Below are 21884 nucleotides of genomic sequence, written 5' to 3' on the forward strand. Positions count from 1 at the left end.
GCAGCGGGGTATGCTAATGTGCACCAATGCCAGCGAACATACACACCGCCGCAAGTTTCTATGCCACCCGCCGGGGGCAGGTGGCCGCGCGCCTGCTGTGCCAGCGCATGGCCGCCTTCTGGCCCGAAAGCACGCAGGGACACACGCTTGGCCTGGGGTACGCGCTGCCCTTCCTGCCATTATGGGACCGGCCCGACAGGCCGTGCATGTCGGCGCGGCTGGACACGCATGTCACGCGCGATGCGCTGCCATGGCACGGGCGGGACTGTATCGTAAACGGCACGCACCTGCCATTTGATGACCTGAAGTTCGACCGCATCGTGATGATCCATGCGCTGGAGGTCAGTGAGGACAAGAACAGCCTGCTGCGGCAGGTCTGGAAGATCCTGAAGGATGACGGGCAGCTGCTGCTTGTCGTGCCCAACCGGGCGGGGCTATGGGCCCATACTGATAACTCCCCCTTCGGGCAGGGCACGCCATTTTCGCGGCGGCAGATCACGCGCTGGCTGGCCGATGCCTGTTTTCAGGCGCAACGCCATGAAGACGCGCTGTATGTCCCACCGGTCGGCCCATGCCCGGCGGGGCCGGTCCGCATGGTGGAATGGACGGGCCGCAACCTGTTCCCCCGGCTGGGCGGCGTCTGCATGATAGAAGCGGTCAAGGACATATACGCAACCATACCCGCACGCCCCGCGACACTGGTGCCGGCCGGGCTGCGCCTGCGTCAGGCAGGGGTTTTCTCACGAAATACCACACCCCGGCGGCAACCACGTGACATGCAGGATACTTGACCAATTTTACTGAAATCTTCATGAACATTATCCATGTCGCTGATTCAATCACTCAAGCTTGTCATCGCCCCGCCACACCCGGCCGCGCGCCCGTTTCTCCTCGCGTCGGGGGCCGGGGCCATTCTCGGTCGGCTGCTGCCGTTCCGGGTGACCAGATGGCTTGGCACAGGCAGTGGCCTGTTCTTTGGCTTCTGCCTGTATTTCTTCCGTGACCCCGAGCGTGTCACGCCAGCCGAACCAAATCTGGCGGTGGCGCCCGCGGACGGACACATCGTGTCGATCGAGAAAGTGCCCCCCCCGCCTGAACTGGACATGGGTGACGCCCCGGTCTGGCGTGTGGCAACCTTCCTGTCAGTGCTGGATGTGCATGTAAACCGCATGCCGGTCGCGGGCACCGTGACACGGATCGCCTACCATGCCGGGCAGTTCCTGAACGCCAGCCTGGACAAGGCGTCCGAACTGAACGAACGCAACGCACTGCGCGTGACGCTGAAGGACGGGCGGCAGGTCGCCGTGGTCCAGATCGCGGGCCTGATCGCACGTCGCATCCTGTGTGATGCCGAAGAAGGCATGCAGTACGAAACCGGCGAGCGTTTCGGCCTGATCCGCTTTGGCTCCCGCACCGACCTGTACCTGCCACCCGATGTCACGCCGCTGGTTGAAGTCGGGCAGACCATGATTGGTGGCGAAACCGTGATGGCGCGGCTTTAACCCGGTATGGCCACCACCCCCACCACACCGGCACGCCGTACCCGGCGCCTGAAAAAACGCCAGCGCCCCCGCGTCCGGGGGCTTTCGTTCAACCGGATGATTCCCAATCTCATGACCATGCTGGGCCTTTGCGCGGGCCTGACGGGCATGCGATTCGGGCTGGAGGGACGATTTGGCAGCGCCGCGACCGCCCTGCTCATCGCCGCCTGCATCGACGGGCTGGATGGACGGATCGCGCGCCTGCTGCGCGGCACCAGCCGTTTCGGGGCGGAATTCGACAGCCTGTCGGATTTCCTGTGCTTTGGCGTAGCCCCGGCTTTCGTGCTGTATCTGTGGGCGCTGCATGAAGGGGGCCGTTTTGGCTACATCCCGTGCATCATGTTCACGGTCTGTATGGCATTGCGCCTGGCGCGCTTCAACGCCAGCCTGGATGACGACGCCAACCAGCCGAAATACGCCAGCAACTTCTTTACCGGTGTTCCGGCCCCTGCAGGTGCCGGGCTTGCACTGTTTCCGCTTTTCCTCGGGCTGGAAGCGCAGCACCTGCATTGTGACTGGCTGTATGAGCTGACGCGCGACCCGTTGCTGCCCGCACTGACACTTAGCGGCACGGCCTTCCTGCTTGTCTCGACCCTGCCGGTCTGGTCATTCAAGAACTTCAAGGTTCCTTCCCCCATGGTCCTGCCCACCATGCTGGGTACGGGGGCCTATGCCGCCGTTCTGGTGGCCGAACCATGGGGCGCGCTTGCCGCTGCCGGGATCATCTACATCCTGCTGCTGCCCATAAGCAGGCGGAGCTTCCACCGCCTGCGCCGGGAAGCCGAGGCCCTGCAGGAAAGTGACGATCAGCCTGTGGCTTCCCCTGCAGGCTGATAAACGTTTATGGGTGCCGCCTTTTTTGAAAAAGGCGTTACCCAAAAAACTTTCATCCTTTTTATATTACGCAGATAGCCCGCCTTCGCCCTGCATGCGCCAGCGGATCAGGGCGTCGAGTATTTCCGCAGGCGACGGCGGGCATCCCGGCAGCAGCAGGCTGACACGCGCACGACTGCCCACACCACCCAGCACCGCATAACCAGGCGTAAACACGCCCCCATCCAGCGCGCAGTCCCCTACTGCGGCCAGCAGGCGCGTACCGGGCATGGCCTGCCATGCCAGTTCCACGACCGGAGCCATTTCCACCGTCAGGCTGCCGGTCAGCAGCAACAGGCTGGCCTGTCGTGGCGTGGAGACGAAACGGATATCGGAATATCCTTCCACCAGTGCACGCGACAGGCTGCGCAGTTCAAGCGCGCAGCCGGTGCAGCCCCCGGTTTCCATATGAAAGATATCCAGCGGCAGCATGCGGGGCAGGACCGCGCCTTCGGGCCAGAACAGGTCAAGATATGCCATCATCCCTTCCTACAGGTCGGCCGCCGCAGCCGACAGGCCGAGGGAGGCAAGGATCAGCGGCACATCCTCATACACCGCGCCGGATAATACCTGCGGCAGTGCCTGAAACAGCAGCAGGGACGGATCACCGCACCACCATGCTGCCACCCGGCCCTTTTCAACCCGCAGCCAGTGCCAGACCGGCCCTGTCGGTCCTTCAACACAACCGATCCCCTCGCCCGACCCATAGTCATCGCCCGGCACAGGTGCTGTCAGGCACCGCGCCGTGTCCAGCGTGGACAGCATTTCCACCGCCGTTTCGACTTCATGCAGACGCAGGCCAAGCCGTGCGGCCACATCGCCCGCCATTGCGTGGTACCCATCCGGCCATCCATGACGCACACGCGAGATATAGGGGCGCAGGTCGGATTCAATGCCGCCTGCCCGTCCCACGCATCCGGCAATGCCCCAGTAATCGGCGATATCCGCCGACAGGATACCCCGCCCCCGTGCCTGCATGGCCATGCCACGCGGCCGCCAGAACAGACGCTGCAAGGCCCTGCAGCCATCGCGCAGTTCCACCAGCAGTTCTGCAGGAATAGACAGTGTCCGTTCCACTCCGCCCACAGGCGGCAGCACGTCAAACAGCAGGCGACTGCCATACACATCCCGACAGGCCTGCCGCAACCGTTCCACAAGGGTTGCGGCAGGCATGGCAAAACGCCTATCCGCCAGCAGTTCAGCTGCGACCGTCAACGTATCCAGATGGGTCACGATACGTCCAAGTTCCCCCACGAACAGGTCCGCGTCGCCCATTTCCCCCGTAGCATTCCCCCCTATCGCAGCCAGCGCGCCAGCAAATGCCTGCTGGTGGGCCACCGTAGCCGTGGCGTCAATCCGGGCCACCATCTGTGTGGCCTGCGCCACGGTTGCGCCACGCATGCGCGCGCACAGACCACGATGGGCATAGCCCATGCGGGAGCGCACCTGCATGATCCGTTCCCCCGGCAGACCCAGACGCAGGTGAAAAGGCGCGTTGAAATCCCCCTCCGCCGGGCCATAGCCCAACACGGTTCCACCTGCCCGCACCATGGTTGCGTCATCGGTGAATTCCACTCCCTCAGGCGCGGCAGGTGCTGGCGGGGGCCGGTCACGCAGGGGCCATGTCACCGGCCATTGCCCCTGATCCAGCCATGGGGCGCAGCCTGTAGCCCCCATGGCCTCGATCCCCCACAGATCCTGAATGATGCGTTCAGACGCACTGGCCCCGGCCCGCACGGGGGACAGGGCAAGGTAGCGCCCATCCGTTACCGCGACACTGGCCAGCAGGGGGCGCGTTTGCTCCATGAACAGGGCATGCACCTGCATCCCGTCCGACCACAGGCCAAGAAGTGGCAGGGTGGAATGGGACAGGGCCGCCACCATGTCACGCCATTCCCCCTCATCCAGAACGAACCGTCCGTTACAGTTCGCAGGCATCCCCCTGCGGATCAGGTCCGCCACCTGCGTCACCACGATCCTCCCCCCATCTGGTAATACGCAGCACTGGCGAGCACCATGCATCCGATGGCCATCAACAACGCCGCCTGCGCCCATGATGCCACGCCATGCCCTGCCCCCGTGCGTTCCGCCATCACCGGCCACAGGCTGGCACCAGCCAGCAGCGCCACGGGGGGCATTTCACCCATTTCCCCCACGAGTACCAGCACGGCCGCCATGCCGGGCAGGGAGGGCGGCCATAGCATGGATCCCGACAGCCGCCCGCCCGACGGTGTCACACAGGCCATGACCAGCAGGCAGGCTGCAAGCGGCAGCCCCCCCATGACACCATCCGGCAGGCCCGCGGCCAGCACGGCCCACCCAGTCCAGTAGTCCCCCGGGAACGATCGTCCCCGCCGCGACAGAACAGCCCATGACAGGCACACGCACCCCATGAAGGTCAGGACCGGCAGCAGCACCGGCCAGACATCTGCCGCCCGCGCGACAACCGGCAGCACGGCCAGTATTTCCATGTTCCATCCGGGCGCAACAACCGGTCCCGGACGGCCAGGAACGCCACAGGCCAGCAGCAGCCCGCCCACCAGCAGGATCGCCGCGGCCTGGTCCTGCATGTGTCCCCAGCCCGCCTGCAGTACGAACAGGCCACCCTGCGCCACAAGCAGGCCACCCAGTCCCATGCGCAGCACCTGCCATCCGTCCCGGTCCAGCCCACGCGGCCCGATCGCCAGCCCAAGCCGGGCCACAAGACCACAGCCAAGGAACACCCCAAGCAGGTCACACCGCCCGAACGCAATGGCCAGGGCCGCGATGCCCGACAGGAAAAAGGGCAGCACGCCAGCCCCACGCGGGGCGGTTGCCTGCGCAGGACGCTGCATGAAAACCCACACGCATAATGCCAGCGCAGGACCACATCCCGTCATGATCCGCGCCATATCGGGGAAATGCGCGCTTCCCGCGCCACACAGGATCAGCAGCAGCACCGCCAGCAACCCACGCAGCGCCAGCGTCCCGCCCGTTACCAGCAGGGCGGTCAGGGCCAGCACCATCCAGCCCCCCAGCAGGCTGGCATAAAGCGGCAGCATCATCATGCCTTACCCCCCCCATGCGACCGGGGACATGCAGCCAGCAGGATATTCAGGCCAATCGCCACGACAATCACCTCCGCCATGACCAGCCTGTCATCCACCCGTGCCGCCAGCAGCATGACGCCATCCAGCCCACAGGCAAGCCCCGCGCACAGCGCGACAGGCCCACGGGCGATACATGCCCCCCACACGCCACACAGGGTGGCGGCCAGCCCCGTCATGCCCATAAGGCGCGCCGTCATGCCCACCTGCGGTCCCTGCATGATGACCTGCGCCAGCACCGCGATACAGGCCAGCCCACCAGCAAGGCGCAGGCCACTGCGCTCACGCTCCCCTGCGGGGATATGCAGCATCTGCACGCCCAGCAACCCAAGCAGTCCCGCCAGCCCCACCGCCATCACGCAGGCCAGCCCGACCTGTTCGTGCCCCCAGCGCGACAGGCATACGCATGCGGCCATGCACGCCCCATGCCAGACCGGGCCACCACCCCGTCCCCCCGAAGTCGAAAGCGAAAGAATGACCAGAACACCGAACAGCAACACAAGCATGGTCAGCTTATCCCCCGACCGGCAAACAGCAGCACCCCGGCCATGACGGCGCATAACAGCGCCAGTCCCGCCCGCCAGCCCGCATGCCGCTGTCCCGACACCACGAAAACCCGTATCGCCGCGACACAGCCGCAGGCCAGCAGCATATGCGCCACCCACAACGCGACCGCCACCAGCATGGGCACCAGCACCCATGAACGCGACAGGATGTCAGGTTCCACAATCCCTTCAGGCCAGATCAGGTCACGCGCCAGCATCATCCACACCACCGCCAGCAGGTCACGCGCATACTGGGCCACGGCGCGGTCGGGACCGGCAAGGTCCTCCAGCATGGCTGCGGACAGCCGTGACGTCGTACCGTCACCTTCCCCCACCCCCGCCACGACCAGTGCACCGGCAAGCAGCGCCAGCGGCGCGCGCACAAGGTTCATGTCCGCCACATGCGCCTGCCGCACCAGTCCCGCCAGCGTGCCATCGGGCAGGCACATGCCCAGCACGCCGCATGCCAGCAGCATGACCGGCTGGATCATGATGCCACCCGCCACGACCCGCAGTCCCGTATGGCCCGGCCGCGCAAGACCCGGCGCAAGGGCGGCCACCACCAGCGCAAGGAAGGCCATTTCCAGCAACCCGCCGATAACCAGTACATCCGACAGGTCGCCACCGGGCATGCCGGTGGCAAAGGACGGCACCAGCAACGCCGCCATCATGCCCGCCGCCAGCGCCAGCCAGGGTGCGACCGCCGTGACCTGCGCGCCAGCCGCCGAACGCACACCCACCTGCCGCCATGCATGCAGCAGGGTGCGCCAGTGCGCGGTGGGGTCCGGCAGGCGGCGTTCGCCTTCCATCATGGTGGCCATCCAGCGCAAGAGGCCAATCCATACCGGCACCGTCACCATGACCAGCGCCATGTGACAGCCTGCAAGCAGCAGGGCCTGCATCCGCGCGGCAAGGACAGGTGATGTCATCATGCAGCCTTACCCATGCCACGCGATGAATATCAGCGCCGCCATGCACGCCATGGCCACCACCACCGGCGCGGACACCATGACGCTACCCCGCAGCACATCACCAGCATACCGCGCCAGCGCGGGCCATGGCTGCCCCATCCACCGTCGCAGGCGCACGTAATCACGCAGCAACCGCCTGCGTGCTGCAGGCATCACCACCATATCCAGCAGCATGCGCGCGGGATTACCCGGCCCCACCTGCGTCAGCGGATCGCCAAACACCATCCACGGCGGCACGGGGGGCGCGCCCTGCTGCCAGCCCGCGACCTGACGGGCAGGCGTGGGGCAGGCCATGCGCCGCAGCAACACAACCATGCCCCCCACCACCGCCACCAGCAGGCAAAGCCGCGCGGGATGCAGAACCGCCGCCCCATCGGGCGACGCCAGTGCGATCGTATTCATCATCGGCCACGTAACCCCACCCGAACCATGTCCTGCCACCAGCCCGAGCCAGTATCCCGGCCAGATGGAGGCACACAGCACCGGCAGCACAGCCAGCAGCAGGGTGACCATTTCCCGCCCCGGCGGATCGGACGCCCCGGCCCCACGTGGCGTGCGTGGCCTGCCACACAGCATGACCGCGACAATCCGCACGAGTGCAAGCATGCGTATCGCCCACCCTGCCCCCAGCGCCACAAGTGCAAGCAGCAGCGGGAGGTCCGCCCCCAGTCCACCGCCGCGCGGCATGGCCGCCAGCAGGTGCAGCAGCATCCAGATAAGGGAAAAACCCAGCAACGGCGGCAGCCCGCTTTCCGCCAGCAGGCCGATGGAAAACAGGGCCGACAGGCGCGGCATCAGCACACCCAGCCCCCCCAGGCGGCATAGTACGAGAGCACCGGCCTCACGCTCCATCACATCAATGGCGCGGGCCATGAACACCCATGTCAGCAGCGTGCCCACGACCAGCATGGACGTGCGGCCCGCGCATGTGGCCATGGCTGGCAGGTCATCAGCGCGGGCCAGCAGGCCCAGCCCCGCCAGCACGATCACCAGCGCGCCCGTACCCCCCAGCAGGCCCGTCATGACCCTGCGCCCGTCACCCGCGCACAGCGCCCGCCACGATGCCGTCATGTATAACAGACAGCCTGCCACGATCAGCATGCCACCCCAGCGCATGTCCGCCACCATGCCGCCAGCAGGCAGGTGCCCCCACAACGCCATGGCGGCGACCATCGCGGCGATATCGGTCATGTGGAAAGGGTGCAGGCCACGCGGTGCCACACGCGGGGAAAAGGAAAGCCCCAGCAGCCCGCGCGTGGCCAGCCAGCACAGGCCGGGCAGCAGCCAGCCCGCATGGGCCGGGAACACCAGCACCGCCGCCATAAGCAGCAGCGCAATCAGATCAGGCGCCTGTCGCACGTCCATGCGCAGAATATCGTTATGTGGGCCATGCGCACGCGCGACCAGTATCCATCCCGCCCCCATACAGGACAGGACCGGCCCGCCAATCACCGCAAGCGCCGCCCCGCCACAGGCCGCGAGGTCACACCCGCCGGATGCGGCAAACCCCACAATGCCCAGCGGCACCAGCAGGGCGACATCGCGCGCATTACCAGAAAAACCGGCCCATGCCACGATCCCGCCTGGCAGCACGACCCCAAGGCAGGACAGGACGGCCATGACGCATATGGCCAGCCATCCGCAGCGCAAGGCGGGCACCATTCCCGCAGCCGACCGTGACCAGCAGGCCGGCAGGGCACATGCCATCCCCACCAGCATTACGGTTACGACAAGGATGACAGGAATGATGACAGCCCTCCCGAATGCCGCCCGGAAGGCCGGGCGGGTCAGATCATGGCCAGCGGCTCCTTGCGGCGCGGCGGCGCTATGGCTTCATCAATCTGCGCCAGATCATCGCGCGTCAAGGTGATCTCGGTCGCGGCAAGGTTTTCGTGCTGGTGACGCGGGCTGCCCGCCTTGGGAATGGCCAGCACATTTTCCTGCCGCAGCACCCATGCCAGCGCGATCTGCGCCGTTGTGGCAGGCCCAAGAGATGTCGTGTGCCGCTGCGCGATATGCCTGAGCACAGGCGCGCGCAGCAGGTCACCGCCCTGCCCCAGCGGGGAATAGGCCATGGTCACGATGCCCGCATCGCGGTCGCGTTGCAGCAGGTCGAATTCCACCCCGCGGTAATCCAGGCTGTACAGCACCTGATTGGCGGCACACGGCGTACTGGCCGGTATGCTTTCGACCTCACGCATGCCATCGGCATCGAAGTTGGAGACACCCCAGCTACGGATCATGCCCGCGTCAACCAGGTCATCGAATCCGGCCAGCGTTTCCTCCAGCGGCACGCTGCCGGGCCAGTGCAGCAGGTACAGGTCAAGATAATCGGTACCCAGCCGCTTCAGTGACGCGGCGCATGCCCTGCGCACGCCATTGCGCGATGCGTTGGAAGGGACAACCTTGCTGACAAGGAACACATCATCGCGTCGCCCCCTGATCGCCTCGCCCACCAGTTTTTCGGAACGGCCGGAGCCATACATTTCCGCCGTGTCCACAACACGGATACCCGCGTCGAGGCCTGCGTGGATGCTCTTTATCTCATCCGCGCGGCGGCTGTCGCTGTCCCCCATGTTCCATGTGCCCATGCCCAGCGCGGGCACCGTGGTGCCATTGGGGAAAGTAACCGTCTTCATTGCGCAACCTGCCTTTCGTCCATCCCGTCACCGCCGTGGTACGGTGGTGACTATTTGCGACGCGCCCAGCCTTTGGGCTGCTGTTGCCAGTAGCTCAGTTCATGGCCACCATCACGCCATGCCGCCCAGCGTTTGCGCGCGGCAGTGACGGCGGTTTCATCATGGCCGTCAAACAGGTCAAACACCCGTTCGAAAGGGGAAAGGTCGGGCGCTTCCACCCCGTCAAGCAGGAAGGCGAAGGTCGCACCATTGGGTACATCCGCGCCTTCCGTCAGCCAGATCGGCTGCCAGGGCCCATGCCCCATGGCCTGCGTGCCATGGGGAAGCCATAGCGGATCGGTCGCCCGCCACAGCCCTTCATCAAGCTCCTGCACCCGTTCCGCTGTGGCACAGCGGACCACCGCCCTCTTTCCCGCCGCCAGCGTACGGCCCAGCAGCGCAGGCAGGACTGCCAGCGCCGGTGAACGCGTCAGGTGATAGAAGCCGATCTGCGCCATGGAGTTCCCCGTTCCGATCCGGCCTGCCGCGCGGGGCAGGCATTACCCCTCGTAATACGTGCCGACCATGCGATCGAGCAGGCGCACACCAAAGCCGGTCGCCCCCTTGGGCGCATGCGATGTCGCCTTGGATGTAAACGCCGTGCCCGCGATGTCCAGATGCGCCCACGGCACGTCGTTCACGAAGCATTCAAGGAACTTGGCCGCCGTGATCGAGCCGCCGGGACGACCGCCGATGTTCTTGAGGTCCGCGATATCCGAACGCAGCAGTTCAAGGTAGGCGGCGTCCATGGGCATGCGCCACAGCTTCTCGCCGGTCTTTTCACCCGTGGCCGACAGGTGGCCCGCCAGTTCGTCACTGTTGGAAAACAGGCCCGCGCGTTCGATACCCAGGCTGACCACGATCGCCCCGGTCAGGGTGGCGAGATTGACCATGAAACGCGGCTTGAAACGATCCTGCGTGTACCACAGCACATCTGCCAGCACGAGGCGGCCTTCGGCATCGGTATTCAGCACTTCCACCGTCTGGCCCGCCGCCGTGCGCACGATATCGCCCGGACGCTGCGCGTTGCCTGACAGCATGTTTTCCACCAGTCCCACGACACCGATGGCGTTCACCTTCGCCTTGCGCCCCGCCAGCGCCGCCATGGTGCCGACCACGGCGGCGGCACCGGCCATATCGGTCTTCATTTCGTCCATGCCAGCGGCGGGCTTGATCGAGATGCCGCCCGAATCAAAGGTCACGCCCTTGCCGACGAAGGCCACCGGAGCATCCCCCTCCGCACCGCCATTCCAGCGCATGATGACCGTACGCGGCGGCGCATCGCTGCCCTGCGCCACCCCCAGCAGCGCGCCGAAGCCCAGCCTGTGCATGGCGTCGCGATCCAGCACCTCGACTTCGATGCCCAGGTCACGCAGGGCAAGGATGCGCTGTTCGAATTCGGGCGGACGCAGCATGTTCGCGGGTTCGGATACAAGATCACGGCACAGGCACACGCCACGCGCCACTGCCGCAAGCGGCTGCCATGCCGTGCTGGCGTGCGCCGAGTCTGCACAGGCCACGGTCACGTTCACCAGCGGCCCCGCCTCGCCCTTGCGCGGCTGGGTGCGGTACGAATCGAAACGGTAGCTGCCCAGCACGATGCCCAGCGCCACGTGGGCCGCAAGGTCGGGGGCAACCGTATCCGCCACGACCACGCCGGTGGCTCCCGCATCGGACAGGGCGCGCGCGGCCGCGACGCCCGCCCGTTCGGCCACGGTGGCGTCAAGTGCGGCCACATTGCCCAGCCCCACCATGATCACGCGATCATATCCCGCGCCGGGTGCGAGCACGACGCAGGTTTTTGCCGCATCGAAGCCGAATCTTGCGGCCTTCGCCGCACGGGTCAGCGCGCCACCCACCGCCGCGTCCAGCGCAGCGAAGGCCCCCGCGGGTGCGCCGGGGGCGGCAAGGATGGCAATGGTGCCACTGGTGGGCAGGCTTGCATCGGAAAAGGCGATATCGGGCATATGGGTCACGGTGCTCCGCTACGAAGGTGTTGGGCAGGCAGGATAAATTCCCGTGCCAGCACGCCGCGCCCCGGACCGGTACACCCCTGTCCGGGGCCATCGGCACCGATAAGGGCATGACGGCGCGCCGTGAGTAAGCTAATGCGAACAGCATGAATACGCCATCCATGCCAGCATATGAGGACGGATTCCTTCTGGATCTGGCCCTGCGCCTTGCCGATGAGGCCGCCGAACTGATCCGCGCCATCCGCGCACGCGGGTTCGCGACCAGGGTCAAGACCGACAGTTCCCCCGTGACCGAAGCCGACCACGCAGCGGAAAAACATATCCTTGCGGGGCTGCGCGCCCACGCCCCCGCCATTCCCGTCGTGGCGGAAGAAGAAGTCGCGGCTGGCATCATGACCGATACCGGATCAGAGTTCTGGCTGGTGGACCCGCTGGATGGCACGCGGGAATTCGCCGCCGGGCGCGACGATTTCACCGTCAATATCGGTCTGGTGCGCGACGGCCGCCCGGTGCTGGGGGCCGTGGCCCTTCCGGCCTATCACCAGCTTTATGGCGCGGGTGCCGGACGCGGGGCGTTTCGCATCGATGCCCACGGCACGCAGGCCATCCATGTCCGCACGCCCCCTGCGGAAGGGCTGACCGTGCTGGCGTCGCGCCATTATGCCGATGATCCGCGCCTGAAGGAATTCCTGGGCGGGCATACAATTGCCCATCTGGGCAATATCGGGTCTGCGGCCAAGTTCATCCGCGTGGCCGAAGGGGTGGCCGACCTTTATCCCCGCCTTGGCACCACCATGGAATGGGACACCGCCGCCCCGCAGGCCGTTGTCGAAGCCGCGGGCGGGTCCATCACCACGCCAGATGGCAAGGTGCTGGGCTATGGCAAGCCCGGCTTCCGTAACCCGCATTTCCTGTGTCGCGGCGCGGCCTGACGCGCGCCCATGCACACACGCCTGCTGCATAACGACCCGCAGGGGATCGCCACCGCCGCCACCATCCTGCGCGCGGGCGGCCTGGTCGCCTTCGGGACGGAAACGGTTTACGGCCTTGGGGCGGATGCGGGCAATGATGATGCCGTCGCCGCCATCTATACGGCCAAGGGACGGCCGGGCATCAACCCGCTGATCAGCCATTTTGCAAATGGGGAGGCAGCTTTCGCGCAGGTGCAGGCCAGCACGCTTGCACGCAGGCTGGCTGAACGGTTCTGGCCCGGGCCGCTGACCATGGTGCTGCCACGTGCCGCGCATTGCGGCATTTCCCCCATCGCGACCGCGGGCCTGCCCACCGCTGCCGTGCGGGTCCCGGCGGGGACCACCACGCAGGCCCTGCTGGCGGCATGCGGGTTTCCGGTCGTGGCCCCTTCGGCCAACCCGTCTGGCCGGGTCAGCCCGTCCGACGCGCAGCATGTGCTGGCGGGGCTGGATGGCCGCATTGACGCGGTCCTTGACTGCGGGCCATGCAGCATTGGCGTGGAGAGCACAATCATCGACCTTGGCGGTGACATCCCTGTCCTGCTGCGCCCCGGCGGCATCACGCTGGAAGCGCTGGAAGACGCATGCGGTATGCCACTGGCCCTGCCCACGGGCCGCAACGATGTCCGCCCCGCTGCCCCCGGCCAGCTTTCATCGCATTACGCGCCCGGCCTGCCGGTACGGCTGGAGGCAACGGCCGTGGCCCCCGATGAGGCCCTGCTGGCATTCGGTCCCCCGCTGCCCGGCAGCGCGCTGGTGTGGAACCTGAGTGAAGCGGGTGATTTGCACGAAGCGGCAGCGCGCCTCTTCGCGGGGCTGCGGTTTCTTGATATGGAGGGTCACCGCCGGGGACTGGTCAGGATTGCGGTGCAGCATGTGCCCGGTCATGGGCTGGGCCGTGCGATCCGTGACCGCCTGATCCGTGCGGCCAGCCCGCGAGCATAATAGTTTCAACCGCATGATCCGACCCCGGTGCCCCTGAAATGAGCGACACAATCGACCCCAAGGAACTGAAAATCCTTTCGGATATCCTTGCACTCGTACTGGAAGACCATGCAGGCCAGTCGGAAAACGCGCTGGCCGCCATCCGCTCCCGGGCCAGGAAAAACCAGGTGACGGGTGGCGCGCTGAAAAACCTGTTTGCCGCCATTGCCCCCAATCCCCCGAAAAAGGCACCGGCAAAGCCACGCGCCCCCCGCGCCACGAAAGCCAGTGCGGCGGCCGCGAAAGAGATTCAGGAGTCGCACCAGCGCATTTCCCAGCTGACGGAAAGCATCCGCAGGCTGGACACGGAAATACGCGACCTGAAGGTGAATAACGAAGCGCTGCGTTCGGAACTGAACCTGACACGGCAGGCCCGTGCCGAAACACAGGCCGCCCTGTCGTCGGCCGTGCAGTCCCACCGCCCCCCCCCACGCCGTTCGGGCCTGCTTGTGGCGGCGGCGGTGGGTGCCCTGACCGGCTTCGCCCTGACCGAAACGTGGCACCTGTTCATGTCCGGCAGCCCGGCGCAGGCCAGCGCCACCTATCCGCCGGTCCATCATCACGGGCAGGCGTGGCTCATGCCGCCCTCCCACCCCCTTCTTGCAGGAAATATGCCGTCATGACCGTCTCCCCCCCCACCGCACCGGCACGGCAGGACCTGATTGCCCGTTTTACCGACATGCTGGGGCCGGTGGGCGTGATTACGGATGAAACCGATACCGCATCCTACTGCACCGACTGGCGCAACCTGTATCATGGCCGCGCGCTGGCGGTACTGCGTCCCGCCAGCACGGAAGAACTGTCACGACTTGTGCAGTTCTGTAACGAACATGACGTGCCCATGGTGCCGCAGGGGGGCAACACCAGCATGGTGGGGGGTGCCACGCCGGATGGCAGCGGGCGTGAAGTCGTCATCTGCCTGTCGCGCATGAACCGTATCCGCAACATCGATCCCCATGACCTGACCATGGAAATCGAGGCCGGCGTCACGCTGAAGGCGGCACAGGACGCGGCAAAGGAGGCCGGGTTCATGCTGCCGCTGTCCATCTCGTCCGAAGGGTCGGCGCAGATTGGCGGCGTGCTGGCGACAAACGCAGGCGGCAACAACACCCTGCGCTACGGCAATGCACGTGAACTGGTGCTGGGGCTGGAAGCGGTCATGCCCGATGGCGGGGTGTTCCATGGCCTGCGCCGCCTGCGCAAGGACAATACGGGTTATGCCCTGCGCCAGCTTCTGATCGGGTCCGAAGGCACACTGGGGTTCATCACCACGGCCATCATGCAGTTGCACCCGCAGCCGCGCGCGATCGAAGCCGCCCTGTGCGCGGTGGACGACGCCGAAGCCGCGCTGAAGCTGCTGGGTCTTCTGCGCGCGCGCGACCCGGCGCTGCTGCAGGCGTTCGAGTTCATGTCCGGCACGGGCATGGACATGGTGATCGACCTGATCCCCGGCACGACCCTGCCGCTGGGGGAACGGGCACCCGCCTACGTGCTGCTGGAACTGGCGACCCCACGCCCCGATGCCGACCTGCGCGAATATGCCGAGGACGTGCTGGGGGACGCGCTGGAGGAAGGCATCATCACCGACGCCGTCATAGCCGAAAGCGAGGGCCAGCGCACGGGCCTGTGGAAACTGCGTGAAGAACATGCCGAAGCCCAGCGCCGCGCGGGTGCGAGCGTCAAGAACGACGTGTCGGTGCCCGTGACCCACGTGCCCGAACTGATCGAGCGCGCCAGCGCCGCATGCGAAAAGCTGATCCCCGGCATCCGCCCTGCCCCGTTCGGCCACATGGGTGACGGCAACATCCACTTCAATCTGGTCCAGCCCGAAGGCATGGCGCCAGACGCCTTCCTGGCCCGCAGCCATGACATCATGGATACGGTGGCGACGATCGTGAAGGAGCTTGATGGTTCGTTCTCGGCCGAGCACGGGGTGGGTCAGCTCAAGCCCTACATGATGCCGTCATGGCGTGGTGGTGCGGAACTGGCGGCCATGCGCCACATCAAGGCCGCCCTTGACCCGAAAAACCTCATGAACCCCGGCAAGGTCCTGCCGCCCGTCGCACCGGGGACATGAGGCCGCCGCCATCCGCGCGGCGGACTGAAGGCCGGGGCCAACCCCAATGCATGAAGGGATCACCCCTTTTGCACCGGCGGGAACAGGGGTAGACAGGGGCATGCCCGCCGTCCGTCCCGTCCCTGACCGCCTTGCGCCGCGCCTGTCGATTCTGGACAGCTACATGCTGCGCCAGCTTCTACTGGCGCTGGTCGCGACCACGGGCGCGCTGGTGACGCTGATCTGGCTGACCCAGTCCCTGCACTTCGTATCACTGGTGGTGGGCCGTGGGCTGTCGCTACGCGTGTTTCTGGAACTGACCAGCCTGCTGATCCCCTCCTTCATCGCGGTCATCCTGCCCATCACCACGTTTGTGGTGGTGCAGTTCATCTACCAACGCCTTGGCACCGACCGGGAACTGACGGTCATGCAGGCAGCCGGGCTGTCGCCCGCCATGATGGCGCGACCGGGACTGGCCTGCGCCGCCATCGCAACGGCGGCATGCCTGGTGCTGAATGTATGGATCGTGCCGGTTTCATACCATGCCTTCCGCCAGTACGAATTCCAGATCCGCAACCGCATGGCCGCCTTCCTGGTGCAGGACGGGGTGTTCACGCAGGTATCGGACAACATGACCGTGTATATCCGCGCAAGAGACAAGGATGGCACGCTGCACGGCATCATGGTGGAAGACGACCGCACCCCCGGCGCGGAAGCCACCATACTGGCGGAAGAAGGCAATCTGGTCATCATGAATGACCAGCCGCGTGTGGTGCTGTTCAACGGGTCACGGCAGGAAATCGACAGCCATACCGGGCGGCTGAACGTGCTGACCTTCACCCGCAACACGATCGACCTGTCCAGCCCGCACTCCGCGCATACACGCCTGCCCGATGCCAATGAACTGCCAATCTCGCAACTGCTTCACCCTGACATGCGACTGTATTCGCGCCGGGATGAAAGCAAGATGTTCATCGAGGCGTGGCGCAGGCTCAGCACCCCCTTCTGCGCCTTTTCCTTTGCCATGATCGGGCTGGTGGGGGCGATGGGCGGCAGTTATTCCCGGCAGGCCAGCATACTGCGTCCGGTGCTGGCCATACTGACCGTGGTCGCGGTGCAGGCGCTGACGCTGCTGGTGCAGAACCTCGCGTCGCGCAACCTGCAGCTCATGCCGCTCATGTGGGTCTGCACGATCGGGCCGGGCGTGATCTGCGCGGTCATCCTGTTCTGGCCCGAACTGCGCGCCGACCGTGAAGCCCGGGCAGTCGCGGGCGGCACGCGCCCATGAAGCTTGCCTTCACGCTGTCGCTGTACATCGCCCGGCAATTCACCTATGCCACGCTGTCGGTGATCGCCTTCCTGACCGGGCTGATCACCATGTTCGACTTCATCGACCTGTTGCGCCGGGTTTCCACGCGTCCCAGCGTGCCGACCTCGCTGGTCAGTCAGATCGCCTTCCTGCACATCCCCTTCGCCTGTCTTGAAATCCTGCCCTTCGGCATCCTGCTGGGCGGGATCATATGTTTCTGGCGGCTGGCGCGTTCATCGGAACTGGTGGTGGCGCGGGCGGCGGGCATTTCGGCGTGGCAGTTCCTGGCGGGGCCGGTCACGTGCGCCGTGCTGATCGGGACGGTGGCCACCACCTGCATCTCCCCTCTTTCATCGGTCATGTACCGGCGGGCGGAAATGCTGGACCGCCAGTACCTGCGCGACAACAACGGCAAGTCACTCAACCTGAGCGGGGGCACACTGTGGTTGCGGCAGGGGGATAACGGGCTGGTGGACCATGGGGTGGACATCATCCACGCGCGCCATGTCAAGCTGACGGGCAGCGTGCTGCATATCCGCGACATCACCATTTTCCGGCTTGGCCCTGATGATAACCTGCTGACCCGCATCGAAGCCCGGAGCGGATATCTGGGCAAGGAGCGCTGGGTCCTTGATTCCGCCCGCCAGCTACGCCCCGATGAACTGCCCGTCGATATGGGCGAAATGACACTTCATGCCGACCTGACGCTGGCGGGGGTGGAGGAAAGTTTTGCCTCCCCCGACACATTGTCGGTCTGGGCGCTGCCAGGTTTCATCCGGCAGCTGAAACGCTCGGGCTTTTCCACCATCCGCCACCGGCTGCATTTCCAGACCCTGCTTACGCTGCCGGTCCTGTCAGGCACCATGGCCCTGGTGGCGGCGGGATTTTCCATGCGGCCCGCACGACGTGGCGGGGTCATACGCATGATAAGCTTCGGGGTTGCAGCCGGTTTTGCCCTGTTTGCGCTGTCGAAAATCGCCGCCCAGTTTGGTGAAACGGGCACATTGCCGCCCCTTCTTGCTGCATGGGCCCCCACCGGGGCCGGGCTTTGTCTTGCAGTCACGCTGCTTCTTCATCTAGAGGACGGTTAATGGACCGTCCCACCCCCTTCACGCGCGCGCCGTCACCGCCACGGCTTTCTGCCGTTCTGCGGCAGTTTCCGCGTGGGTTTCTGCTTTCGGCCACCATGCTGGGGGGGATGATGTGCGCGCAGATGTCCGGCACGGCCCATGCGGACACGCCGCCCGACGGTCCCAGGCGCAGCAGGCCCATCCATGCCCCCAAGAGCCAGCCACAGGCGCCCGTCAGCTTTTCCGGCACGGTTTCCAATACAGACCCGATGACGTTCCAGGCCGACCATGTCGCCTATGACAGCCGCAACGGCATCGCGACATGGACCGGCAATGTCCAGCTATGGCAGAATGACCAGATCATGCGCGCCGACAAGGTTGTGTATGACCGCAATACGGGCATAGCCTCGGCCCGTGGCAACGTGGCCATGGTGGAACCCGACGGCACGGTGCTGTTTACCGAATATGCCGAACTGAGCAACGGCATGCGCGACGGCATCATGACCCGCCTGTATGTCCGCATGCAGGACAATGCGCGCATGGCCGCAAACGGCATGCGCCGCACCGGCGCCAAGGTCAACGACCTGACGCGCGTGGTCTATACAGCGTGTGAAATATGCGCCCGCCACCCTGAACGCGCGCCATTCTGGCAGCTGCGCGCCTATGACGCCACGCATGACATGCAGCACAAGCGGCTGGAATTCCGTGACGCGTTCGTGGACTTTTTCGGGGTGCCGGTTTTCTACCTGCCCGCGTTCTCGATGACCGACCCGTCAGTCCGGCGGCAGAGCGGCTTCCTGACCCCCGGCTTCACCCCGCATGACCGTTACCTGGGCACGTATGTCACCATTCCCTATTACTGGGTCATTGACCGCCAGTCGGATGTCACGCTGCAGGGGCTGTTCTCCACCCGGACGGGGCCTGAGCTTACGGCGAACTACCGCCGCTATTTCAGCAATGCGCGCCTGAACCTGACCGGCGGCATCGCGTACGATACCCATCGTGACACCGATTACGTCAACACCTTCGGGCAGGAGGTGGACAGTTCGAACAACCACGGCATACAGGGCTATATCTTCGCCAACGGCCAGATCTCGATCAACAAGACGTGGCGGGCGGGTGCGAACATACGCTGGGCCAGTTCACCCAACTTCATGCGTGACTACCGCGTCAGCGGGTATGGACAGGATACGCTCAATTCCAACGTCTACCTGGAAGGGTTCGGCACGGGATCGTATTCACGCCTTGATGCCGAAGGCTACCAGGGCATGAACCAGGGCGTCATCCACAACCAGGACCTGCCGTGGGTGCTGCCGCGCTACACCTACAGCTATTTTGGCCAGCCGGATTCACTGGGCGGGCGGTTCAGCCTCGATACGACGGATTTCTACGTCTATCGTGAAAACGGGACATCGGACCAGCGCGGTCAGCTTTCGCTCAACTGGGACCGGCCGTTCCACAACTCGCTGGGACAGATATGGAACCTGACCCTGCATGTTGAATCGGCCATCCATCGCGCGACCGAACTGAACCAGCAGCCCAATTACGCCCGGACCACCCGCGCACAGGTGGAGGGACAGGTGCTGCCCACCGTGGGCCTGAAGATGAACTGGCCCTTCCTGCGCAGCTTCAACCACAATACCGGCACCCAGATCCTTGAACCCATCGTGCAGTTCCTGGCCGCCCCCAATACGGGTAACAGTACGTCGCGCAACATTCCCAACGAAGACAGCCTGTCGTATGAATTCACGGATTCCACGCTGTTCTCGCTCAACCGCTATGCCGGCACGGACCGGCTGGATGGCGGCCTGCGCGCCAATGTCGGGCTGCATAACAACTGGACATGGAACGGCCACCAGATCGATGTGCTGATCGGTGAAAGCTTCCAGGAACATATCGACCACAACCGCATCCCCTATTCCGGTCTGAACCATCATCTGTCGGATGTGGTGATGGGCACGCATATCATACCCAACCAGTTCTTTGATTTTGATGGCAAGATGCGGCTTGACCCCTATGGCGGCAAGGTCGATTTCGCTGATGCGCTGGGCAGTGCGGGTTTCAGCCATTTCCGTGTTACGGGCGGCTATCTGTTCGAACCGGTCACGCCCTATTATTATTATGCCCAGCGTCCTTACGCCCAGGCGGCGCCTAACGTTTATTACAAACCCGTCAGCGAACTGACGGTGGGGGCTGCGTCCAACTGGGACAACTGGCACATTGCCGCCTACCTGCGCCGCAGCCTGTCGCGCAAGGAAAGCGTCGCGGTGGGTGGTGACGCAGGTTACCAGAATGACTGTTTCGGGCTGGATGTCATGTATCTCAAGCAATACACCACGATTGGTGGCCAACAGAGCAATTCAACCGTAATGTTCTCCCTTACGTTCAAAACCATCGGTACATTTGGTATCAATGGCTGACCTGATGCGCGAAAGACCGAGCTGGATGTCCTTCTTCCCCACCGCCCGTGGCGCTGTTTTCTCCCCCGCATCGCAGCGGGGCCGTATGGGCCGCACCCTTGCGGCAACCCTGCTGGCATGTGTGGCGCTGGTGGGCCACGAACAGGCGGCCGGTGCCCGCACGGCCCGCGCCATTGCCCAGCAGGCGCAGGCGGCGGAAGATCAGGACGCCATCATCGCCACAGTGAATGGTGCGGTACTGACCAAGCGCGATGTCGATACGCGCGGGCGGCTGTTCGCCCTGTCATCGGGGCTGGATGTCAGCGACGACGTGATGCAGCGGCTGCGCCCGCAGATCGTACGGCAGCTGATTGATGAAAAACTGCGTATGCAGGAAATGCTCGACCGCCACATCAACGTGCCGATCCAGCAGATCGGGGACGCCATAGCGGGCATCGAGCAGCGTAACGGCATGCCCCAGAACGCCCTGCGCAACAAGCTGGCGGAAGATGGCGTATCGCTGACCACGCTGATTGACCAGATCCGTGTGCAGATCGGCTGGTCGCAGGTGCTGCGTCAGGAAACGGCCGAGCATGGCCGCATCACCGCATCCGAGATCGAGCAGCGCATGGCCGCGCTGAAGCGCGAGGATGGCAAGCCGGAATACATGATCAGCGAGATTTTCGTGCCGGTGGACGATCCCCGCCATACGGAAAACGAACTGAAATTCACCGAGACCATCATTCAGGAACTGCGTGAGGGCGCGCCCTTCCCCATTGTCGCCGCCCAGTTCTCGCAGGGGCAGAGCGCACTGGACGGCGGCATGATGGGCTGGACGCAGGAAGACGGGCTGGACCCGCAGGTGGTGGACGTGGCGCGCAAGATGCCTGACGGCGCCATTTCCAACCCCATCCGTGTCGCAGGTGGCTACGTCATCGCCACCATTGCCGAACGGCGGACGGTGGGTCACCAGATGACCACTATCCTGACCATCCGACAGGTTTTCTTCCCCTTTGACACGCCCCTGGACCCGGAAAACCCGACCGACCAGCAGAAATCGACACTGGACACCGCCACGGCTTTTGCCAACGAAGCCAAAAACTGTGACCAGATGGAAGCCGAGAACAAGAAACTGGGGGAAAAGCACCCCAGTGATCCCGGCGAACTCATGCTGAACCACCTCAACCCCCAGATGCGCGAAATACTTGAGCCGCTTGGCCCGGGCAAGACCAGCAAGCCCCTGGTTTCGGGCGAAGGTATCCTGGTGCTGATGGTCTGCACCCGTGAAGAGCGCAACATCGCCATCCAGACCCCCAGCCAGATTGCCGACCACCTGATGAACGAACGCGTGGAACAGACATCACGGCAGCTGAACCGTGACCTGCAGCGCCGCGCGATCATCGACATGCGTTCCAAGACCTGATCGGG

20 protein-coding genes are annotated in these 21884 nt (G+C 65.0%); 11 read left to right on the forward strand and 9 right to left on the reverse strand.

Annotation, left to right across the window (positions count from 1 at the left end; all coding sequences use genetic code 11):
• Positions 1-26: 26 nt before the first annotated feature.
• Genes ACE2AA_RS07690 through ACE2AA_RS07700 form a run of 3 tightly spaced genes read left to right on the forward strand, consistent with a single transcriptional unit; the run spans position 27 to position 2375 of the window.
• On the forward strand, positions 27-791 hold the full coding sequence (locus ACE2AA_RS07690) for a methyltransferase domain-containing protein (protein ID WP_227000852.1): 765 nt from the start codon (positions 27-29) through the stop codon (positions 789-791).
• Positions 792-824: 33 nt separating this feature from the next.
• Positions 825-1502: a phosphatidylserine decarboxylase gene (locus tag ACE2AA_RS07695; protein ID WP_141260600.1), complete on the forward strand. Its 678-nt coding sequence runs from the start codon at positions 825-827 to the stop codon at positions 1500-1502.
• Between the two features lie 6 nt (positions 1503-1508).
• Positions 1509-2375: a CDP-alcohol phosphatidyltransferase family protein gene (locus ACE2AA_RS07700; protein ID WP_395371979.1), complete on the forward strand. Its 867-nt coding sequence runs from the start codon at positions 1509-1511 to the stop codon at positions 2373-2375.
• 66 nt (positions 2376-2441) lie between these two features.
• On the opposite strand, the gene ACE2AA_RS07705 is transcribed toward ACE2AA_RS07700, so the two are convergent.
• The 9 genes from ACE2AA_RS07705 to ACE2AA_RS07745 all read right to left on the reverse strand — a co-directional run bounded on the left by ACE2AA_RS07705 (position 2442) and on the right by ACE2AA_RS07745 (position 11661).
• Positions 2442-2897, reverse strand: coding sequence for an NADH-quinone oxidoreductase subunit B family protein (locus tag ACE2AA_RS07705; RefSeq protein ID WP_141260601.1), 456 nt, complete (start codon positions 2895-2897; stop codon positions 2442-2444).
• 6 nt (positions 2898-2903) lie between these two features.
• On the reverse strand, positions 2904-4385 hold the full coding sequence (locus ACE2AA_RS07710; protein ID WP_141300763.1) for an NADH-quinone oxidoreductase: 1482 nt from the start codon (positions 4383-4385) through the stop codon (positions 2904-2906).
• A complete protein-coding gene (locus ACE2AA_RS07715) occupies positions 4382-5461 on the reverse strand; it encodes a hypothetical protein (protein ID WP_141300568.1) in 1080 nt (359 codons plus the stop codon). The genes ACE2AA_RS07710 and ACE2AA_RS07715 overlap by 4 nt, the downstream gene beginning before the upstream one ends.
• On the reverse strand, positions 5458-6006 hold the full coding sequence (locus ACE2AA_RS07720) for a hypothetical protein (protein WP_141300570.1): 549 nt from the start codon (positions 6004-6006) through the stop codon (positions 5458-5460). Before ACE2AA_RS07720 ends, ACE2AA_RS07715 begins: the two co-directional genes overlap by 4 nt.
• A gap of 2 nt (positions 6007-6008) precedes the next feature.
• On the reverse strand, positions 6009-6977 hold the full coding sequence (locus ACE2AA_RS07725; RefSeq protein WP_395371981.1) for a hypothetical protein: 969 nt from the start codon (positions 6975-6977) through the stop codon (positions 6009-6011).
• A gap of 6 nt (positions 6978-6983) precedes the next feature.
• Positions 6984-8636, reverse strand: coding sequence for a hypothetical protein (locus ACE2AA_RS07730; protein WP_395371983.1), 1653 nt, complete (start codon positions 8634-8636; stop codon positions 6984-6986).
• Positions 8637-8803: 167 nt separating this feature from the next.
• Entirely contained in the window at positions 8804-9655 is an 852-nt protein-coding gene (locus ACE2AA_RS07735; RefSeq protein WP_141300572.1) for an aldo/keto reductase, read from the reverse strand.
• Between the two features lie 50 nt (positions 9656-9705).
• A complete protein-coding gene (locus ACE2AA_RS07740) occupies positions 9706-10152 on the reverse strand; it encodes a DNA polymerase III subunit chi (RefSeq protein WP_395371985.1) in 447 nt (148 codons plus the stop codon).
• A 42-nt stretch (positions 10153-10194) separates the two neighbouring features.
• Positions 10195-11661 carry a leucyl aminopeptidase gene (locus tag ACE2AA_RS07745; RefSeq protein ID WP_395372157.1) on the reverse strand — a complete coding sequence of 489 codons (1467 nt, stop codon included), beginning with the start codon at positions 11659-11661 and terminating at the stop codon, positions 10195-10197.
• Positions 11662-11813: 152 nt separating this feature from the next.
• Between ACE2AA_RS07745 and cysQ the strand changes: the two genes are divergently transcribed.
• The 8 genes from cysQ to ACE2AA_RS07785 all read left to right on the forward strand — a co-directional run bounded on the left by cysQ (position 11814) and on the right by ACE2AA_RS07785 (position 21879).
• Positions 11814-12599, forward strand: a complete 786-nt coding sequence (gene cysQ / locus ACE2AA_RS07750) for a 3'(2'),5'-bisphosphate nucleotidase CysQ (protein WP_141300574.1) — start codon at positions 11814-11816, stop codon at positions 12597-12599.
• A gap of 9 nt (positions 12600-12608) precedes the next feature.
• The gene (locus ACE2AA_RS07755) at positions 12609-13583 is read left to right on the forward strand and encodes an L-threonylcarbamoyladenylate synthase (RefSeq protein ID WP_141260609.1); all 975 of its coding nucleotides are present in this window, start codon (positions 12609-12611) and stop codon (positions 13581-13583) included.
• Between the two features lie 38 nt (positions 13584-13621).
• Positions 13622-14245, forward strand: a complete 624-nt coding sequence (locus ACE2AA_RS07760; RefSeq protein WP_141260610.1) for a hypothetical protein — start codon at positions 13622-13624, stop codon at positions 14243-14245.
• A complete protein-coding gene (locus ACE2AA_RS07765; protein WP_395371987.1) occupies positions 14242-15699 on the forward strand; it encodes an FAD-binding oxidoreductase in 1458 nt (485 codons plus the stop codon). Before ACE2AA_RS07760 ends, ACE2AA_RS07765 begins: the two co-directional genes overlap by 4 nt.
• Before the next feature lie 100 nt (positions 15700-15799).
• Positions 15800-16966, forward strand: a complete 1167-nt coding sequence (gene lptF, locus ACE2AA_RS07770; RefSeq protein ID WP_141260612.1) for an LPS export ABC transporter permease LptF — start codon at positions 15800-15802, stop codon at positions 16964-16966.
• Positions 16963-18078 carry an LPS export ABC transporter permease LptG gene (lptG, locus tag ACE2AA_RS07775; RefSeq protein WP_141260613.1) on the forward strand — a complete coding sequence of 372 codons (1116 nt, stop codon included), beginning with the start codon at positions 16963-16965 and terminating at the stop codon, positions 18076-18078. Before lptF ends, lptG begins: the two co-directional genes overlap by 4 nt.
• Complete coding sequence (locus ACE2AA_RS07780; protein ID WP_395371989.1) at positions 18078-20477, forward strand: LPS-assembly protein LptD; 2400 nt, start codon at positions 18078-18080, stop codon at positions 20475-20477. Before lptG ends, ACE2AA_RS07780 begins: the two co-directional genes overlap by 1 nt.
• The gene (locus ACE2AA_RS07785) at positions 20470-21879 is read left to right on the forward strand and encodes a peptidylprolyl isomerase (RefSeq protein WP_141260615.1); all 1410 of its coding nucleotides are present in this window, start codon (positions 20470-20472) and stop codon (positions 21877-21879) included. Before ACE2AA_RS07780 ends, ACE2AA_RS07785 begins: the two co-directional genes overlap by 8 nt.
• Positions 21880-21884 lie beyond the last annotated feature (5 nt).

This window comes from Komagataeibacter diospyri (genome assembly GCF_043995075.1).
Classification (GTDB): Bacteria; Pseudomonadota; Alphaproteobacteria; order Acetobacterales; family Acetobacteraceae; genus Komagataeibacter; species Komagataeibacter diospyri.

What these genes read in the sequence shown, in the direction of transcription:
- ACE2AA_RS07690 (WP_227000852.1), top strand. Translation starts at nt 27, where the DNA reads ATGCCAGCGAACATACACACCGCCGCAAGTTTCTATGCCACCCGCCGG.
- ACE2AA_RS07695 (WP_141260600.1), top strand. Translation starts at nt 825, where the DNA reads ATGTCGCTGATTCAATCACTCAAGCTTGTCATCGCCCCGCCACACCCG.
- ACE2AA_RS07700 (WP_395371979.1), top strand. Translation starts at nt 1,509, where the DNA reads ATGGCCACCACCCCCACCACACCGGCACGCCGTACCCGGCGCCTGAAA.
- ACE2AA_RS07705 (WP_141260601.1), bottom strand. Translation starts at nt 2,897, where the DNA reads ATGATGGCATATCTTGACCTGTTCTGGCCCGAAGGCGCGGTCCTGCCC.
- ACE2AA_RS07715 (WP_141300568.1), bottom strand. Translation starts at nt 5,461, where the DNA reads ATGATGATGCTGCCGCTTTATGCCAGCCTGCTGGGGGGCTGGATGGTG.
- ACE2AA_RS07720 (WP_141300570.1), bottom strand. Translation starts at nt 6,006, where the DNA reads ATGCTTGTGTTGCTGTTCGGTGTTCTGGTCATTCTTTCGCTTTCGACT.
- ACE2AA_RS07725 (WP_395371981.1), bottom strand. Translation starts at nt 6,977, where the DNA reads ATGATGACATCACCTGTCCTTGCCGCGCGGATGCAGGCCCTGCTGCTT.
- ACE2AA_RS07730 (WP_395371983.1), bottom strand. Translation starts at nt 8,636, where the DNA reads ATGGCCGTCCTGTCCTGCCTTGGGGTCGTGCTGCCAGGCGGGATCGTG.
- ACE2AA_RS07735 (WP_141300572.1), bottom strand. Translation starts at nt 9,655, where the DNA reads ATGAAGACGGTTACTTTCCCCAATGGCACCACGGTGCCCGCGCTGGGC.
- ACE2AA_RS07740 (WP_395371985.1), bottom strand. Translation starts at nt 10,152, where the DNA reads ATGGCGCAGATCGGCTTCTATCACCTGACGCGTTCACCGGCGCTGGCA.
- ACE2AA_RS07745 (WP_395372157.1), bottom strand. Translation starts at nt 11,661, where the DNA reads ATGCCCGATATCGCCTTTTCCGATGCAAGCCTGCCCACCAGTGGCACC.
- cysQ (WP_141300574.1), top strand. Translation starts at nt 11,814, where the DNA reads ATGAATACGCCATCCATGCCAGCATATGAGGACGGATTCCTTCTGGAT.
- ACE2AA_RS07755 (WP_141260609.1), top strand. Translation starts at nt 12,609, where the DNA reads ATGCACACACGCCTGCTGCATAACGACCCGCAGGGGATCGCCACCGCC.
- ACE2AA_RS07760 (WP_141260610.1), top strand. Translation starts at nt 13,622, where the DNA reads ATGAGCGACACAATCGACCCCAAGGAACTGAAAATCCTTTCGGATATC.
- ACE2AA_RS07765 (WP_395371987.1), top strand. Translation starts at nt 14,242, where the DNA reads ATGACCGTCTCCCCCCCCACCGCACCGGCACGGCAGGACCTGATTGCC.
- lptF (WP_141260612.1), top strand. Translation starts at nt 15,800, where the DNA reads ATGCCCGCCGTCCGTCCCGTCCCTGACCGCCTTGCGCCGCGCCTGTCG.
- lptG (WP_141260613.1), top strand. Translation starts at nt 16,963, where the DNA reads ATGAAGCTTGCCTTCACGCTGTCGCTGTACATCGCCCGGCAATTCACC.
- ACE2AA_RS07780 (WP_395371989.1), top strand. Translation starts at nt 18,078, where the DNA reads ATGGACCGTCCCACCCCCTTCACGCGCGCGCCGTCACCGCCACGGCTT.
- ACE2AA_RS07785 (WP_141260615.1), top strand. Translation starts at nt 20,470, where the DNA reads ATGGCTGACCTGATGCGCGAAAGACCGAGCTGGATGTCCTTCTTCCCC.